Genomic DNA, 15,532 nt, shown 5'->3' with positions numbered 1-15,532 from the left:
CGCAAGGAAGGCCCATGAACCTGCGACAACAGTTCGCTTCACTGCTGTCCGTGGAGCAGCCCCAGGTACCGGCTGCCGCCGCACCGGCGGCGCCCATGGAAGCGCCGGCGCACGACCAGCAGGCCTACCATCGCATGAAGTCCGACGTGCACCGGCTGCTGCTGGGCCGCATGGACCTGCAGGCCCTGGAAACCATGGCCCCCGAGCGGTTGCGCCAGGAGCTCAGCGTGCTGGTGGAGCGCGTGCTGGGAGAGGAAAATCTCGTGCTCAACGCCGCCGAGCGGCGCCGCCTGGTGCGCGACGTGCAGCACGAGATGCTGGGACTTGGGCCGCTGGAGCCGCTGCTGGCGGACCCGACCATCTCCGACGTCCTGGTCAATGGGCCACGCCAGGTCTGGGTGGAGCGCCGCGGCAAGCTCAGCCTCACCGACGTGGTGTTCGCCGACGACGAGCACCTCATGCGCATCATCGACAAGATCGTCTCGCGCGTGGGCCGCCGCGTGGACGAGTCCTGCCCCATGGCCGACGCGCGGCTGCCCGATGGTTCCCGGGTCAACGTCATCATTCCGCCGCTGGCGCTGGACGGGGCACAGATGTCGATACGGCGCTTCGCCGTGGTGCCGCTGACCCTGGACGACCTGGTCGAGTACAAGACGCTCACGCCACCCATGGCGCAGATGCTGCAGGCCCTGGCCAACGCCGAGGTCAACCTGCTGATCTCCGGCGGCACGGGCAGCGGCAAGACCACGCTGCTCAACATCCTGTCAGGCTTCATCGACGCAGGCGAGCGCATCGTCACCATAGAGGACGCGGCCGAGCTGCAACTGCGCCAGCCCCACGTGGTGCGGCTGGAAACGCGCCCGCCCAACATCGAGGGCCGCGGCGAGGTCTCGCAGCGCGATCTGCTGCGCAACGCGCTGCGCATGCGCCCGGACCGCATCATCCTGGGCGAGACCCGCGGTCCCGAGGCCATGGACATGCTGCAGGCCATGAACACCGGCCACGAGGGCAGCATGACCACCATCCACGCCAACACGCCGCGCGACGCGCTCTCGCGGCTGGAAGCCATGCTCTCCATCGCGGGCTTCAATGCGCCGCCGCGCGTGGCGCGCGCGCAAATCGCCTCGGCCATAGGCGTGGTGGTGCAGGCCAACCGCCTGAGCGACGGGCGGCGCAAGGTCACCAGCATTGCCGAGATCACCGGCATGGAGGGCGACATGGTGTCCATGCAGGAAATCTTCACCTACAAGCAGACGGGCGTGGAAGCCGATGGCAGCGTCAAGGGCCACTTCCAGGCCAGCGGCGTGCGCCCGCGCTTTGCCGAGCGGCTCAAGGCCCGCGGGCTGGTGCTGCCGGAGACGATGTTCGACCCCTACACACGCTGGGAGTAAGCACCATGGACCAGGGCTTCATCCTCTTCGGCGTGCTGCTGTTCGTGGCCGTCGTCCTGGCGCTCGAAGGCCTCTACCAACTCTGGGCCACGCGCCACAGCGCCGAAGCCAAGCGCTTGGCGGCTCGACTGCGCAGGCTAGAAGGCGCGCCGCCGCAGGCCCCCCTGAGCCTGGACCGCCGCGATGCGGCGCAGCAGCAGGGCTGGCTGCATGGCGGCGCGCTCGGGGAATTCCAGCCCCTGCAGCGGCTGCACGACTGGGTACGCAGCGCGGGCACCCGGCGCACGCTGGGACAGTTGCTGCTGGCCAGCGTGGCGCTGTTCCTGGCCGGTGCTCTCGTGCCTTTGCTGCGCGGCGCGGGCGGCATGGTCGCGCTGGCCTGCGCTCCCACGCTCGCCGCCCTGCCCTGGCTGTGGGTGTCACAGCGCCGCGCCAAGCGCATCGAGCGGTTGCAGCAGCAACTTCCCCTGGCGCTGGACCTCATGGGCCGCGCTTTGCGTGCCGGCCACACCTTGTCCTCGGCGCTCAAGATGGTGGGCGACGAAGTGGCCGACCCGCTGGGCAGCGAGTTCCGGCAGCTTTGCGACGAGGTGAATTTCGGCATGTCCATGCCGGAGGCGCTGTCGCGGATGGCGCAACGCGTGCCCCTGGACGACGTGCGCTACCTCACCGTGGCCGTCATGATCCAGCGCGAGGCGGGGGGCAACCTCACGGAGTTGCTGGACAGCCTGGCGGCACTGGTGCGCTCGCGCTTCAAGCTCTTTGGGCAGGTGCGCACCTATTCGGCCGAGGGGCGGCTGTCGGCCTGGATCCTGGGCGTCATGCCCTTTGCCGTGTCCGGCTTCATGCAACTCGCCAACCCGGAGTTCATGGCCACGCTGTGGACCGATCCGACGGGGCGCAAGCTCGTGGGCAGCGCCCTGGTCATGATGGCGCTGGGCGCAGTGTGGATGCGGCAAATCATCCGCATCCGTGTCTGAGGAGATCTCATGGACATCATGGAAATCAGCCTGCTGGTCGGCGTGTTCGTGGCCTCGTCGGCACTGGTGCTGCTGGTCGGCCGGCTCATCGCCAAACCGCCCGTGGACCAGCGCGCCCGGCAACTGCTGGAGGAGGCGGGCGCCGCACCCGGCAAGACGCACTGGATAGAGCGCATGGCGCGCAGCACCAGGACACTGGCCAAGCTGTCCGCCGAGGAGGGAGGCGACAACTCGGCGCTGCGCCGGCGGCTGTTCAACGCGGGCTTGCGCCATCCCATGGCACCCACGGCGTTCTTCGGCATGAAGACGGCGCTGGCCATGGTGCTGCCGCCGCTGTTGCTGGCGGCGCTGTCCCTGTCGGCGCACCCGCCGCAAGGCCAGGCGCTGATGAGCATGCTGCTGGCCGCCGCCGCCCTGGGCTACTACCTGCCCAACGCCGTGCTGGCGCGCCTGGTGGCGCAGCGCCAGCGGGAAATCTTTGAAAGCTTTCCCGATGCGCTGGACTTCATGATCATCTGCGTGGAGGCCGGGCTGGGCATAGAGGCGGCGCTGCAGCGCGTGACCGAGGAATTGGTGCACCGCAGCCGCGTGCTGGCCGAGGAGTTCCAGCTCGTGGCCCTGGAGATGCGCGCGGGCGCGCCCCGCGAGCGGGCACTGCACAACCTGGCCCTGCGCACCGGCGTGGAAGAGGTGGAAGGCTTCGTCTCCATGCTCGTGCAGGCCGAGCGCTTTGGCACCAGCATCGGCCAGGCGCTGCGCGTGCACGCGGACATGCTGCGCACGCGGCGGCGCCAGCGCGCCGAGGAAACCGCCGCGCGCGTGGGCACCAAGCTGCTGGCGCCGCTGGTGTTCATGATCCTGCCGGCGCTGCTGCTGGTCATGCTGGGCCCGGCCATGCTGCGCATCATGGCCACACTGCCCACGCTTTTCAAACACTGACGCGACGGGCATGAACCCCACCGCATCACACCGCGCAGCCCTGCCGCTGTCCCTGGCGCTGCTGCTGGCCCTGGGCGGTTGCGCCACCAAGCCGGTCAAGACCGCCTGGCGCATCGAGCCGGTGCAGACGGTGTCGCACGGAGCGCCTTCGGCCGACGGCTACTACGCCATAGGCCGCCACATCGAGCGCTCGCGCGACTGGGCCCGCGCCGCCGACGCCTACCGCCAGGCGCTGCAGGCCGATCCCGCACACGTGGACGCGCGCAACGCGCTGGCCGTGGCGCTGGCGCGGCTGGGCCGCCTGGCCGACGCCGAAGCGCAACTGCGCCAGGCGCTGGCCGCCGCGCCGCAGCGCGCCGACCTGCACAGCAACCTGGGTTTCCTGCTGCTGCTGGCACAGCGCCCGCAGGAGGCGCAAGCCGCGCTGCACACTGCACTGGCGCTGGACCCGCAAGACCGCGTCGCGCAGGCCAATCTTCAACTCGCCCAGGGACGCGCCCCCGCGACGCCCGCGCTTTCCACGGCGCAGGCCGCGGCCACGGCGCCTGCCGTCACGGCAGCGGCGAAGCCAACGCCAACGGCGGCGGTCCCGGCCGCCGTGGCGCCACCGCACACACCGACCGGCCTGGTCCTGCAGGTCACGGACCAGCCCACGCTGGCGTCCCTGGTACGCCAGGAAAGCGGCACGCCAGCGGCACCCACTCCCCAGGCGGACGCATCCCCGTCCAAGGTGAACGCCACCGCGCCTGAGCCGCCCTTGACCGCCTTCACCCTGGAGATCAGCAACGGCATGGGGCGCCGCGGCGTGGCGCAGCAGTTGCTCCAGCAACTACAGCGCCAGGGTTTGGCGGTGCAACGCCTGGGCAACCAGCCGCCCTACCGCCAGCCGCACACGGTGGTGAGCTACCGGCCCGGCCACGAGGCGGCGGCACGCCGCGTGGCGCGGGCGCTGCCGCTGTCGGCGCCCCTGATGCCGGACGCCTCGCAGCGCAGTGGCGTGCGCGTGCTGCTGGGCCACGACTGGCCCGCTGCCGTGCAGGCGCCCGGCACCACCGTCGCCACGGCGGCTGCCGCCCAGGCCAGCACCGCCCGGGAATAAAACCGGCGCGCCGCGCGTACACGGCCTGTCCCTTAGCCAAGAGGAGAGGACGTGATGAAGCTGAAATTCCTGGCCGCGCTGTCACTGACGGGCCTGCTGCTGCAGGGTTGCGCTACCGCAGGCGGCACCGCGCCGGCCAAGGTGGCCGACGGCGCCCTGGTGGGCTCCAACGGCATGACGCTCTACACCTTCGACAAGGACGCTGCCGGCAGCGGCAAGAGCGTGTGCAACGGCCCCTGCGCCACCAATTGGCCGCCGCTCATGGCCGCGGCCGACGCCAAGGCCGATGGCGACTGGAGCGTGGTCACCCGCGACGACGGCTCCAAGCAGTGGGCCTACAAGGGCAAGCCGCTGTACTACTGGACCAAGGACGGCAAGCCCGGCGACCGTACCGGCGACGGTTTCAATCAGGTCTGGCACACGGCCACGCCCTGACGGCCACGCCTTGATCCCATGGTGAGCCGGCGCCCTGCCGGCTCCCTCCCCGGCGCGCGCCGGGCTCCCGGCCGCCGCGGCCGGGGCACCCCAAGGGCCGCGGCGCCCTGGTCATCCGCCTGTCGCAGGGATGCGGTTCCCTGGCGGATGCTGCGGACAATCCGGCGCCGCCAAAGCCTTGTGGCGGCAGCCGCAGTGACCCAGGTCAGGCCGCCGCCTTGCCCGCGCTGCAAGACCCGGCCGCCTGCGCTAACGTAGCCGGGATGTCCAGCCCTCGGTTGGGCATCGCCCATCGCCCAACCCTCGCTAACGGGGGCGATAGGCGCAGTCAATCGGCCCCATTTGATTAACTTTTCCAAACGGAAGGTCGATGACTATAGTATTCAACCCGTCCCTTCAACCACCCACAGGAAATACGCAATGTCCCTGATCAACACCGAAGTCAAACCTTTCAAGGCCACCGCTTTCCACAACGGCAAATTCGTGCCGGTGACCAATGAGGACCTGAAGGGCAAGTGGTCGGTCCTGATCTTCATGCCGGCTGCGTTCACCTTCAATTGCCCGACGGAAGTCGAGGACGCCGCGGACAACTACGCCGAGTTCCAGAAGGCCGGTGCCGAGGTCTACATCGTCACCACCGACACCCACTTCTCCCACAAGGTGTGGCACGAGACCTCGCCGGCCGTGGGCAAGGCCCAGTTCCCGCTGGTGGGCGACCCCACGCACCAGCTGACCCGCGCCTTTGACATCCACATCGAGGAAGAAGGCCTGGCCCTGCGCGGCACCTTCGTCATCAACCCCGAGGGTGTGATCAAGACGATGGAAGTGCACGACAACGCCATTGCCCGCGACGTCAAGGAAACGCTGCGCAAGCTCAAGGCGGCCCAATTCGTGGCCTCCCACCCGGGCGAAGTCTGCCCCGCCAAGTGGCAGGAAGGCGCCCAGACCATCAAGCCGTCGCTGGACCTCGTGGGCAAGATCTAAGTCGGAGAAGCGGGCGGTCTTCGCCCGCCCTTCTCTGTATCGCGGCAGCCCTGCTGCCGCGGTCTATCCAGCCGGGCCTCCCGGAAAGCGCCACCCGCGCACACGCCCCCAGGGCGCTTTCCATGCGGCCACGAGCCCGCAAACGAACCCCTATAGCCAACGCTTTCGATCCGAAGGACACACCGCCATGTTGGACGCCGATCTCAAGGCCCAGTTGAAGGGCTACCTGCAGCGCCTCACGCAGCCCATCGAGCTGGTGGCTTCGCTGGACGACTCCAAGGGCTCGCAGGACATGCTGGCGCTGCTGCGCGACGTGGCCGAGCAGTCCGACAAGGTGACGCTGGTCGAGAGCCGCGGCGACGCCGAGCGCAAGCCCTCCTTCCTGATCCGCCGCGTGGGCACCGACATCGGCGTGCGCTTTGCCGGCCTGCCCATGGGCCACGAGTTCACTTCGCTGGTGCTGGCGCTGCTGCAGGTGGGCGGCTACCCGCCCAAGGTCGAGCGTGAAGTCATCGAGCAGATCGCCTCGCTCGACGGCGACCTGCACTTCGAGACCTACATGTCGCTGTCCTGCCACAACTGCCCGGACGTGGTACAGGCGCTCAACCTGATGGCGGCCGTCAACCCGCGCATCAAGCACACCGCCATCGACGGCGGCCTGTTCCAGAAGGAAGTGGAAGAGCGCCAGATCATGGCTGTGCCCATGGTCTTCCTCAACGGCAAGCTCTTCGGCCAGGGCCGCATGAGCGTGGAGGAAATCCTCTCCAAGGTGGACACCAAGGCCGCCGAGCGCGATGCCGCCAAGTTCAGCGCCAAGGCGCCCTACGACGTGCTCATCGTCGGCGGCGGCCCCGCCGGCGCGGCCGCGGCCGTGTACGCCGCGCGCAAGGGCATACGCACCGGCGTGCTGGCCGAGCGCTTCGGCGGCCAGACCCTGGACACCCTGGGCATCGAAAACTACATCTCCGTGCTGGAGACGGAGGGGCCGAAGTTCGCCCAGGCGCTGGAGCAGCACGTCAAGGCCTACGACGTGGACATCATGAACACGCAGCGCGCCGAGCAGCTCACGCCCGCCGACGCTTCCGGCCTCGTCCAGGTCAAGCTGGCCAACGGCGGCGTGCTCAAGGCCCGCTCGGTCATCCTGTCCACCGGCGCGCGCTGGCGCAACGTGGGCGTGCCCGGCGAGCAGGAGTACCGCAACAAGGGCGTGGCCTACTGCCCGCACTGCGACGGCCCGCTGTTCAAGGGCAAGCGCGTCTCGGTGATCGGCGGGGGCAACTCCGGCGTGGAAGCGGCCATCGACCTGGCCGGCATCGTGGCCCACGTGACGCTGGTGGAGTTCGCCGACCAGCTCAAGGCCGACGCCGTGCTGGTCAACAAGCTCAAGAGCCTGCCCAACGTGCAGATCTTCACCAACGCCCAGACCACGGAGATCACCGGCGAAGGCGGCAAGGTCAACGGCTTGCGCTACAAGGACCGCGCCACCGGCCAGGAGCACCTGGTGCCGCTGGAAGGCGTGTTCGTGCAGATCGGCCTGGTGCCCAACACCGAGTGGCTCAAGGGCACGTTGGAGCTCAACCGCTTCGGCGAGATCGTGATCGACGCCAAGGGCCAGACCAACGTGCCCGGCGTGATGGCCGCGGGCGACTGCACCACGGTGCCGTACAAGCAGATCGTCATCGCCGCCGGTGCCGGCGCGGCCGCCGCGCTCAGCGCCTTCGACCACCTCATCCGCACCCCGGCGCCCGCCGCGGCCTGAGGCGATGAGCCAGGGGCTGCAAGGCCCCGGCCCTCACCCCAGGAAAAAGCCCGCCGCAGCGGGCTTTTTTACGTCCGCCGTGCAGCGTGGCTGTTCAGGTATGGCCCAGCAGCCGGCGCAGCTTGGTAAAGGCCAGGGCCGCCATGACGGCGTCGTTCATCGCGTCGTGGGCCTCGTACTGCGGCAACTCCAGGTCGGCCAGCATGGTGGAAAACCGCAGGTCCACGTTGCGGTTGCCCCGCTCGTGGGCCGGGAGCTGGCGGTTCTTCCACTCGTAGTACAGGGCCGAGACCTCGATCTTGGGCTGCGGCAGCCGCAGGCCCAGCATGGGCCAGACCACGCGGTTGAGCATGGCCACATCGAACTCCAGGTAGTAGCCCACCAGCGGGCGGCTGCCTATGAAGCGCATGAGCTGCGCCATGGCCGCCTCCGGCGCCATGCCCTGCGCCACGTCCTGCTCGCGCAGCCGGTGCACCTTCACCGCCGCGGCCGACACCTGGCGCTTCTCCGGCCGCACCAGCAGCTCCAGCCGCTCGCTGGTGAGCACGCGGCTGCCGGCGATGCGCACCGCGCCTATGGAGACGATCTCGTCGCGCCGCCGGTCCAGCCCGGTGGTTTCGCAGTCCAACGACACCCATTCGTCGGGCGGCGGCGGCTCGAACATGAAGCGGTAGTTGTCGTCGGCCAGGTGGTAGAGCAGCCAGCCCTTCTTGAGCTTGCCCAGGGGCGCGGCCAGCGGCCCAAGGAGATTGACGGTGGACTTCACTGCAGCGCGTCCAGGTGGTAGCGCAGCCGCAGCGTGGCCTTGAAGCGCTTGACCACGCCCAGCGTGTCCTTCAGCAGGTCGCGGTCCAGGCTGTTGAGCTGGTCGGGCTTCACGCCACCGCTGACGTCACGGCCCAGCTCGATGTCCTGCAGCCCCGCCTTGAGCTTGAGGCCCATGAAGAAATGCAGGCTCTGCACCACGTCCGAGCCGATCTCCGGCGCCATGTGGCCCGCGGCCACCAGCGCCTGCACGCGCTCGGCCGTGCCGCACTCGCGTATGCGCTTGTCCATGGCCAGGCTGCGCACACCGTGCACCAGCGGGAAGATGCCGGCCTTCTTGAGGTCCAGCCGGTCGGGGTCGTTGTCGCCCAGGGTGAGCAGCCGGTTCCACCAACCGCTGTGCTCGTCGAACAGCGTGATGGCCGCGGCGAAGCGGGCCTTGAAGGCGTCGCTGTCGGCGGCCAGGGAGAACACCTCGTCGCGCAGCGGCTCCAGCAGCGCCGCGTCGCCGCACACGGCATGCGCGTCCAGGAAGATGGCCAGCGACATGAGGCTGTCGGCGTTGGGCATGAGCATCCAGCGCCGCACCGTCTCGCGGAAGGTGGACTGCGGCTGCCGCCAGGCCGGGTTGTTGATCATGATCCCGCCCGCGCACGGCGGGTAGCCGAAGTCGATGAGCGCCTGCGTGAAGCGCGTGCAGATGTCCTCCAGCTCCGGCGGCGGCGCGTAGCCGTCGCGCAGCACCAGGCCGTTGTCCTGGTCGGTCTTGAGCAACTGCTCGCCGCGGCCCTCGCTGCCCATGACGAAGAGGCAACTGTTGGCGATGAGCTCCTTGGGCGCCACCATCTGCCAAGTGCGCTCGAACAGCTTGGCGTTGAGCTCGCTCACCAGGCGGGCAATCATGCCCACGCGCGTGCCGCCGCGGTGCAGGATGGCGATGAGCTTGGTGATCTGCCGCGCCGCCTCGGCCAGCCCCTGGAGGTCGCGCGCCTGCGCGATCTGCACGCCCACCAGGTAGGAGTGGTTGGAGAGGAAGCTGAACACCTCCAGCGCCTCCAGCACGCCCTGCACGCTGCCGTCGTCATCGCGCACCACCACGCGGTGCACGTTGTGGCGCAGCATCAGCGCCAGCGCCTCGCCCACCGGGTCCGACAGCTTCATGCACACCAGCGTGAACGTGGCCAGCCGGCCCACGGGCAGCCGGTCCAGCGGCGTGCCGTCGAGGATGGCGCGCTGCAGCCCGGTGTTGGTGAAGATGCCCAGCCGCGGCGGCGTGGCCTGGTCGTCATGAACCAGCACGCTGGAAATCTTGCGCTCCTGGAACACGCGGGCCACATCGATGATGGACGTCGAGGCCTCCACCATCACCGCCGGACGCACACCGGCCTCGGACACGCGCGCCATGGTCAGCGACTGCATCTCGTGCTGGCTGCGCCGCTGCGCCAGCGCCGAGAGCTTGTTGGAGAGGTCGGAGAACAGCAGCGCGCCGAAGGTGGCGTTGCGCGCGATGAGCTCGTTGACCGCCTTGCGCGCGAGCTGGTAGGCCAGCACCTCCTCCTGCGCCACGAAGCGGTTGGTGACGCGCCCGGCCACGAGGGCGCGGCCATCGAAGGTGTCGTCGGGGCCGTAGGTGGTGATGACCTGCTGTTCCTCGTCGAACTGCTGCACGTGCCCCTTGATGAGGACGAACAAATGGCCGGGCGCTATGCCCGGCTCCAGGATGGCCTCGCCCGCCCGGAAGTAGGCGATGTCCACGCTGTTGCGGACGAGCTGGCGTTCCTCGGCGTCGAGGCAGTCGAAGGGGGATGCGTCGAAGTTGAAAGCGCTAGGCATAGCCGGCCATTTTGTGCAGCGCCGGCTGACGCGGACTTGATCCAGCACGCCTCACCCCGCGGCCCAACCGGACATGCGCGACGCCCGCTTCCCGCACGGGACGCGGGCGCGGCGAGTGTGGCGTCCCTCAGCGCCGACGCACCCCCGGCTGGGGCCGCGCCACCTCGTTCCACGGGCCGTCGAACCAGGCGTCGCCCAACATCGCCGCGCGCAGCATGGGCAGCGCGTCCAGCCCCCAGAACAGCTTGCCCTCGAAGGCGATGGTGGGCACGCCGAAGAGGCCCAGCGCGATGGCCTCCTCGGTCAGCGCGCGCAGCCGCTGTTTGACCTCGTCGCCCTGCGGGTCCAGGGCCGGGCGCAGCTCGGCCTGCAGCGCCTGCAGCCGCGCCGGGTCGCTGACGTCCGCCCCGCCGCCGCGCCAGACGTGGTGGAACAGCGCCTCCACCACGCGGCGGTTGGGCAGGCCATCCACGTCGCCGCAGGCCAGCGCCAAGCGCTGCAGCGCCAGCGGATTGAACGGGTGCTGCGCCGGCAAGGCGAGCTCCACGCCCAGCTCGCGCGCCTGCCAGTGCACCTGCCGCAGGGTCCAGGCGCGCTTGGGCTCGAACTCGGCCGGGCCGAGCTGCCCCCAGTGCTTCAACAGCGCCCCGAACAGCAGCGGGCGGTAGCGCACGCTGTAGGACAGGCCTTCGAGCGCCTGCGGCAGCCGCTCGAAGGCCAGGTAGGCGTAGGGCGAGACGGTGTCGAACCAGAAGTCCAGCGTCTTCATCGCGTGCTCCGCGGCGGTGGCGGCGGCAGCTCGCCGTGCAGCGTTCTCAACTGCGCCTGCCGCGCCGGCAGCAGTGCCCACACGGCGCGCTTGGCGGGGTCGTCCAGGCGCGACCACGAAGCGATTTCGTCGATGCTGCGGGCGCAGCCCAGGCACCAGCCGGTGGCCGCGTCCATCTTGCACACGCCGGTGCAGGGCGAGCCCACGGGCGCGGGCGCCGCCGGGGCGATGTCCCCGGGCTGGGCCTGGGCGGCGGCGGCGGGAGTGTGCAAAGGCGGCGGCGTCACGGCTGCTGCACCACGTCGGCCACCGGGGCGCCGGTGAGCACTTCCAACTGTCCCGGACTGAGCCGGAACACGCCGTTGGGATGGCCGGCGGCGGCCCAAATCTCGTCGAAGCGGAACAGCTCGCGGTCAATGAGCGTCAGCGGCGGCGTGGCATGCGCCACCGGCGAGACACCGCCGATGGAGAAGCCCGTGCGGGCCTTGACGAAGTCCGCATCGGCCCGGCCCACGGGGCCCACCAGCGCGGCAACCTTCTTCTCGTCCACGCGGCGGTCGCCGGACGCCACGACGAGCACCGCGCGCTCGTCGGCGCGCAACTTGAAAATGACGCTCTTGGCGATCTGGCCGACCGACACGCCCAGCGCGTCGGCCGCCTCCTGCGCGGTGCGCGCGGCCGTCTCCAGGTACAGCGGCAGATGCGGGTGGCCCTGCGCCGCCAGGGCCTGCGCCACGCGTTGGAAGCCCTCGGGGCGCTGCTTGAAATCGTCGTCCATGTCGTCCTCGCGCCGCTGCGGGTGGCGGCGAGCGCAGGACTATAGCCAGCGCCGGCAGCCCCTTTTCAGCGCTTGGGCGGCAGCGGCGCCACGGGGCCGCCGCCCTCCTTCCAGGCCTTGAAGCCGCCGTCCACGTGGGCCACGTTGTCGAAGCCCATCTCCAGCAGCGTCTTGGTCGCCAGCGCCGAGCGCCAGCCCGCGGCGCAGAACAGGACGAGCTGCTTGCCCTGGGCGAACACGGGCTTGTGGTAGGGGCTCTCGGGGTCGGCCCAGAACTCCAGCATGCCGCGCGGCGTGTTGTAGGCGCCGGGGATGGTGCCCTCGCGTTCCAGCTCGCGGATGTCGCGCAGGTCGATGAACTGCACGTCCTCACGGCCGTGCAGCGCCAGCGCCTCGTCCAGCGTGCAGGTGCGCACCAGCGCCATGGCCTCCTCGACCATTTGTTGGGCGGTCTTGCTCATGTCTCGTTCTCCAGGGTGGTTCTTGTCAGAAGGGCGATGCCAGCCAGCGCTCGATGTGCGCTCGGCGGTCGTTGCCCCAGAAGGGCTCGCCGTCCACGACGATCCAGGGCGCGCCAAAGATACCCGCGGCAATGGCCTGGTCGTTGACCTGCTTCAGGTGCGCCTTCCATTGCGGGTCGGCGCAGGCGGCCTGGGCCTGCGCCGGGTCCAGGCCGCAGCGCCCGGCCAGCGCCAGCAGCGCGGGCATCTCGTCGAGTTGCACGCCCTCGGCGAAGTAGGCGGCCAGGGCGCGGCGGGCCCAGCCGGCGGCGCGGGATTCGTCCTGCGACTGCAGCCACCAGAAGATGCGCGCCGCGTTCTGCGTGGCGATGGGAAAGCGCGGCGGCGGCCGGTAGGGCACGCCCTCGAAGCGCGCCGAGCGCTCGAAGTCGCGGCGCATGTAGTCGCCCTTGAGCGGGTAGGCCACGGGCGGGCGCAGCTCGGCCGCGGCCAGCGTGGCGCCCAACAGCATGGCGTGCCAGCGCACGCGCCGGCCATGGCGCGCGGCCAATGGCTCTATCCACGTCGAGGCCAGGTAGGCATACGGCGAGGAAAAGTCGAACCAGACATCGATGGGGGTGGGGAAGCTCATCCACGCATGCTGGCGGCAGGGAAAGCCCGCCCGCAACAGCGCATTCCCTTGCGCTGCGGACAAGGTGCCACGCAAAAACACGGGCACGATGGATGCCGGATATGAACATGCTGCTCGAACTCGCCGTGCTGCTCGCCGCCTGTGGCGTGGCCTTGTGCTTCAGGCCATGGGCGACGCTGCGCGCCGACGAGTTGCGCAACCCCTGGCTGGCCGCGCTGGTGGTGCTGCCCTGGGTGTGGTCGCTGCAGGGCTCGCTGCCGGACGGCCCGCCGCTGCAGCTTTCCTGCGCGGCGCTGCTGGTGCTGATGTTCGGCTGGCCGCTGGCCGTGCTCACCTGCGTGCCGGTGGCCGCGTGCACGGCGCTGATCGACGGTAGCGGCGCCCTCGCCGCCCTGCACCAGGCCGTGTGGAACGGCGTGCTGCCGGCCACGATGGGCCTGGGCCTGGGCCTCGTGACGCGGCGCTGGCTGCCGCAGCACCTGATGGTCTACATCCTGGCCCGGGGCTTTGGCGCCACGCTGCTGGCCATGGCCCTCACCGGCGGGCTGTGGGTGCTGAGCCACCCGCTGCCCCCGAACAGCGACGTGGCCATCGTGCTCACCGGGCGCTGGCTGGTGGCCTGGAGCGACGCGGTGCTCAGCGGCATGATCTGCGCCATCTTCGTGGCCTGGCGGCCGCAGTGGATGGCCACTTATTCCGACCGGCGGTATTTGCCGGCGGCGCCGCGCTGAAGGCGCCCGCGGCCCAGGCTGCCCGTCCACGCTTTCCACGAATAAAGGGCCGCTCACCGAGGCGGCCCTTGTCACGTCATCACCAGGGAATCGCCTCCCCTTGCGGCCCAAGGAACCCGCCGTGGTCCTTGTCGGACAGCCCGGCCAGCACGCGGCGCTGCGCGGCCACGCTCTCCTGCACCGACAGCGAGGCCGCCGGCCCGCCCATGTCCGTGCGCACCCAGCCCGGGTGCAGCGCCACGCACAGCGCGCGGCCCTGCAGCGCCAGCGCCGCGTCCTTGAGCACGGAATTCAGCGCCGCCTTGGAGGCGCGGTAGAGCCAGCCGGAAGTCGATGAGCGCCCGCCTATGGATGCCATCACCGAGGACAGCACCGCCAGCGTGCCGCCGGGCTTCAGCCCCTCGGCCATCGCCGGCAGCAGCCGCATCGCGCCCAACACGTTGACGTGCATCACCGTGTCGAAGTCGGCCTGCGTGGGCGGCTCCAGCCCGGCCGTGTCCGGCCCGTACAGGCCGGCGCAGTAGATGGCCGCATCCAGGTTCAATCCGTCCAGCCGCCAGCTCAGCGAGGAGGCGCTGGCGGCGTCGGCCACGTCCAGCTCCCAGCAGGTGGCGCCCAGGGCCTGCACCGCCGCGCAATGCTCACCGCGTGCCGTGGCCCAGACCTGCGCGCCCGCCTCGCGGTACTGGCGCACGAACTCCAGGCCAATGCCGCGCGAGGCGCCAATCACCAGAACCTTTTGCATCTGTGTTTCCTCGGTGGTATTTCGTTCGGGGCGCGCAGGCGTGCTCAGAGCAGCTCCAGCGCCAGCGCCGTGGCCTCGCCGCCGCCAATGCACAGCGACGCCACGCCGCGCTTGAGGCCGCGCTGGCGCAGCGCGCCCAGGAGCGTCACGACGATGCGCGCGCCGCTGGCGCCAATGGGGTGGCCCAGCGCCACGGCGCCGCCGTGCACGTTGACGATGTCGTGCGGCAGCTCCAGCGCCGACATCGCGGCCATGGTCACGGCGGCAAAGGCCTCGTTGACCTCCCACAGGTCCACCTGCTCCTTGCGCCAGCCGGCCTTCTTCAAGACCTTCTCGATGGAGCCCGCCGGCGCCGTTGTGAACAGCTCCGGCGCCTGCGCGTGCACGGCGTGCGCGGCGATGCGCGCCAGCGGCTTCAAGCCCCGCTGCGCCGCGGTGGACTCGCGCAGGAGCACCAGCGCGGCGGCGCCGTCGGAAATGCTGGAGGCGGTGGCGGCGGTGATGGTGCCGTCCTTCTTGAACGCCGGCTTCAGCCCGGCGATCTTGTCCAGCTTGGCCTTGAAGGGCTGCTCGTCGTGCTTGAAGACGGTGTCGCCGCCGCGGCCGGCCACGGTCACCGGGGCAATTTCCCAATCGAAACGGCCGTCCTCGTTGGCCTGCCTGGCGCGCTGGGTGGAGGCGACGGCGTAGGCCTCCATGGCCTCGCGGGTGAAGCCGAACTGCGACACGCAGGTCTCGGCGAACACGCCCATGGCCTTGCCGCGGTCGTAGGCGTCTTCCAGGCCGTCCAGGGCCATGTGGTCGTACAGGGCGGCGGCGCCGTACTTCACGCCCTTGCGGGCGAACATCAAGTGCGGCGCGTTGGTCATGCTCTCCATGCCGCCGGCCACCAGGGCGTCGGCGCTGCCGGCCAGGAGCATGTCGTGCGCGAACATCATGGCGCGCATGCCCGACCCGCACATCTTGGAGAGGGTCACCGCCCCGGTGGCGTCGGGCAGGCCGGCGCGGCGCAGGGCCTGGCGCGCGGGCGCCTGGCCCTGGCCGGCCATGAGGCAGTTGCCCATGAGCACCTCGTCCACCGCGTCGCCGGGCAGCCCGGCGCGCTCCACGGCGGCGCGTAGGGCCACGGCGCCCAGCTCCCAGGCCTGCAGCGATGCGAAATCGCCCAGCAGCCCCCCAATGGGCGTGCGGGCCGCGGAGACGATGACGACGGAATCAGCCATGGTTGCGCT

Annotated in this window: 17 protein-coding genes; 8 read left to right on the top strand and 9 right to left on the bottom strand. The window is 70.2% G+C overall.

Translation table 11 applies throughout. The features are described 5' to 3' along the window. Positions 1 to 14 precede the first annotated feature (14 nt). From ALA01S_RS06325 to ahpF, 7 genes are all read left to right on the top strand, one after another. Entirely contained in the window at positions 15 to 1,391 is a 1,377-nt protein-coding gene (locus ALA01S_RS06325; protein WP_066333615.1) for a TadA family conjugal transfer-associated ATPase, read from the top strand. A gap of 5 nt (positions 1,392 to 1,396) precedes the next feature. Further along, entirely contained in the window at positions 1,397 to 2,371 is a 975-nt protein-coding gene (locus ALA01S_RS06320) for a type II secretion system F family protein (RefSeq protein ID WP_066333613.1), read from the top strand. Between the two features lie 9 nt (positions 2,372 to 2,380). Beyond that, positions 2,381 to 3,310 (top strand): type II secretion system F family protein, encoded by a 930-nt coding sequence (locus ALA01S_RS06315; protein WP_066333606.1) that lies wholly within the window; start codon positions 2,381 to 2,383, stop codon positions 3,308 to 3,310. A 10-nt stretch (positions 3,311 to 3,320) separates the two neighbouring features. Continuing rightward, positions 3,321 to 4,409 (top strand): LytR C-terminal domain-containing protein, encoded by a 1,089-nt coding sequence (locus ALA01S_RS06310; protein ID WP_066333603.1) that lies wholly within the window; start codon positions 3,321 to 3,323, stop codon positions 4,407 to 4,409. A 54-nt stretch (positions 4,410 to 4,463) separates the two neighbouring features. After that, entirely contained in the window at positions 4,464 to 4,844 is a 381-nt protein-coding gene (locus ALA01S_RS06305; RefSeq protein WP_066333601.1) for a COG4315 family predicted lipoprotein, read from the top strand. Between the two features lie 420 nt (positions 4,845 to 5,264). Further along, on the top strand, positions 5,265 to 5,828 hold the full coding sequence (gene ahpC / locus ALA01S_RS06300) for an alkyl hydroperoxide reductase subunit C (protein WP_066333600.1): 564 nt from the start codon (positions 5,265 to 5,267) through the stop codon (positions 5,826 to 5,828). Between the two features lie 187 nt (positions 5,829 to 6,015). Beyond that, complete coding sequence (gene ahpF, locus ALA01S_RS06295) at positions 6,016 to 7,587, top strand: alkyl hydroperoxide reductase subunit F (RefSeq protein WP_066333599.1); 1,572 nt, start codon at positions 6,016 to 6,018, stop codon at positions 7,585 to 7,587. 94 nt (positions 7,588 to 7,681) lie between these two features. Here ahpF and ALA01S_RS06290 read toward each other — a convergent pair whose 3' ends face one another. The 7 genes from ALA01S_RS06290 to ALA01S_RS06260 all read right to left on the bottom strand — a co-directional run bounded on the left by ALA01S_RS06290 (position 7,682) and on the right by ALA01S_RS06260 (position 12,824). Continuing rightward, a complete protein-coding gene (locus ALA01S_RS06290; RefSeq protein ID WP_084267266.1) occupies positions 7,682 to 8,353 on the bottom strand; it encodes a 3'-5' exonuclease in 672 nt (223 codons plus the stop codon). Beyond that, a complete protein-coding gene (locus ALA01S_RS06285; RefSeq protein ID WP_066333598.1) occupies positions 8,350 to 10,185 on the bottom strand; it encodes a DUF294 nucleotidyltransferase-like domain-containing protein in 1,836 nt (611 codons plus the stop codon). Before ALA01S_RS06285 ends, ALA01S_RS06290 begins: the two co-directional genes overlap by 4 nt. 127 nt (positions 10,186 to 10,312) lie before the next feature. Then, positions 10,313 to 10,954: a 2-hydroxychromene-2-carboxylate isomerase gene (locus ALA01S_RS06280; RefSeq protein ID WP_066333596.1), complete on the bottom strand. Its 642-nt coding sequence runs from the start codon at positions 10,952 to 10,954 to the stop codon at positions 10,313 to 10,315. After that, complete coding sequence (locus ALA01S_RS31495; protein WP_238455707.1) at positions 10,951 to 11,226, bottom strand: DUF1289 domain-containing protein; 276 nt, start codon at positions 11,224 to 11,226, stop codon at positions 10,951 to 10,953. The genes ALA01S_RS06280 and ALA01S_RS31495 overlap by 4 nt, the downstream gene beginning before the upstream one ends. Positions 11,227 to 11,237: 11 nt before the next feature. Beyond that, complete coding sequence (locus ALA01S_RS06270) at positions 11,238 to 11,732, bottom strand: YbaK/EbsC family protein (protein ID WP_066333592.1); 495 nt, start codon at positions 11,730 to 11,732, stop codon at positions 11,238 to 11,240. Between the two features lie 65 nt (positions 11,733 to 11,797). Then, positions 11,798 to 12,193, bottom strand: coding sequence for a rhodanese-like domain-containing protein (locus ALA01S_RS06265; protein ID WP_066333589.1), 396 nt, complete (start codon positions 12,191 to 12,193; stop codon positions 11,798 to 11,800). Between the two features lie 25 nt (positions 12,194 to 12,218). Beyond that, complete coding sequence (locus tag ALA01S_RS06260) at positions 12,219 to 12,824, bottom strand: 2-hydroxychromene-2-carboxylate isomerase (RefSeq protein WP_066333587.1); 606 nt, start codon at positions 12,822 to 12,824, stop codon at positions 12,219 to 12,221. A gap of 107 nt (positions 12,825 to 12,931) precedes the next feature. Between ALA01S_RS06260 and ALA01S_RS06255 the strand changes: the two genes are divergently transcribed. After that, entirely contained in the window at positions 12,932 to 13,555 is a 624-nt protein-coding gene (locus ALA01S_RS06255) for an energy-coupling factor ABC transporter permease (protein ID WP_157118788.1), read from the top strand. 79 nt (positions 13,556 to 13,634) lie between these two features. Here the strand turns inward: ALA01S_RS06255 and ALA01S_RS06250 are convergent, their stop codons facing one another. Continuing rightward, positions 13,635 to 14,300 (bottom strand): SDR family oxidoreductase, encoded by a 666-nt coding sequence (locus tag ALA01S_RS06250; RefSeq protein ID WP_066333582.1) that lies wholly within the window; start codon positions 14,298 to 14,300, stop codon positions 13,635 to 13,637. A gap of 44 nt (positions 14,301 to 14,344) precedes the next feature. Beyond that, positions 14,345 to 15,523: an acetyl-CoA C-acyltransferase gene (locus ALA01S_RS06245; RefSeq protein ID WP_066333575.1), complete on the bottom strand. Its 1,179-nt coding sequence runs from the start codon at positions 15,521 to 15,523 to the stop codon at positions 14,345 to 14,347. Positions 15,524 to 15,532 lie beyond the last annotated feature (9 nt).

This window comes from Azohydromonas lata NBRC 102462 (assembly GCF_001571085.1).
Classification (GTDB): domain Bacteria; phylum Pseudomonadota; class Gammaproteobacteria; order Burkholderiales; family Burkholderiaceae_C; genus Azohydromonas; species Azohydromonas lata.
This window is presented reverse-complemented; position numbering and strand designations above follow the sequence as displayed.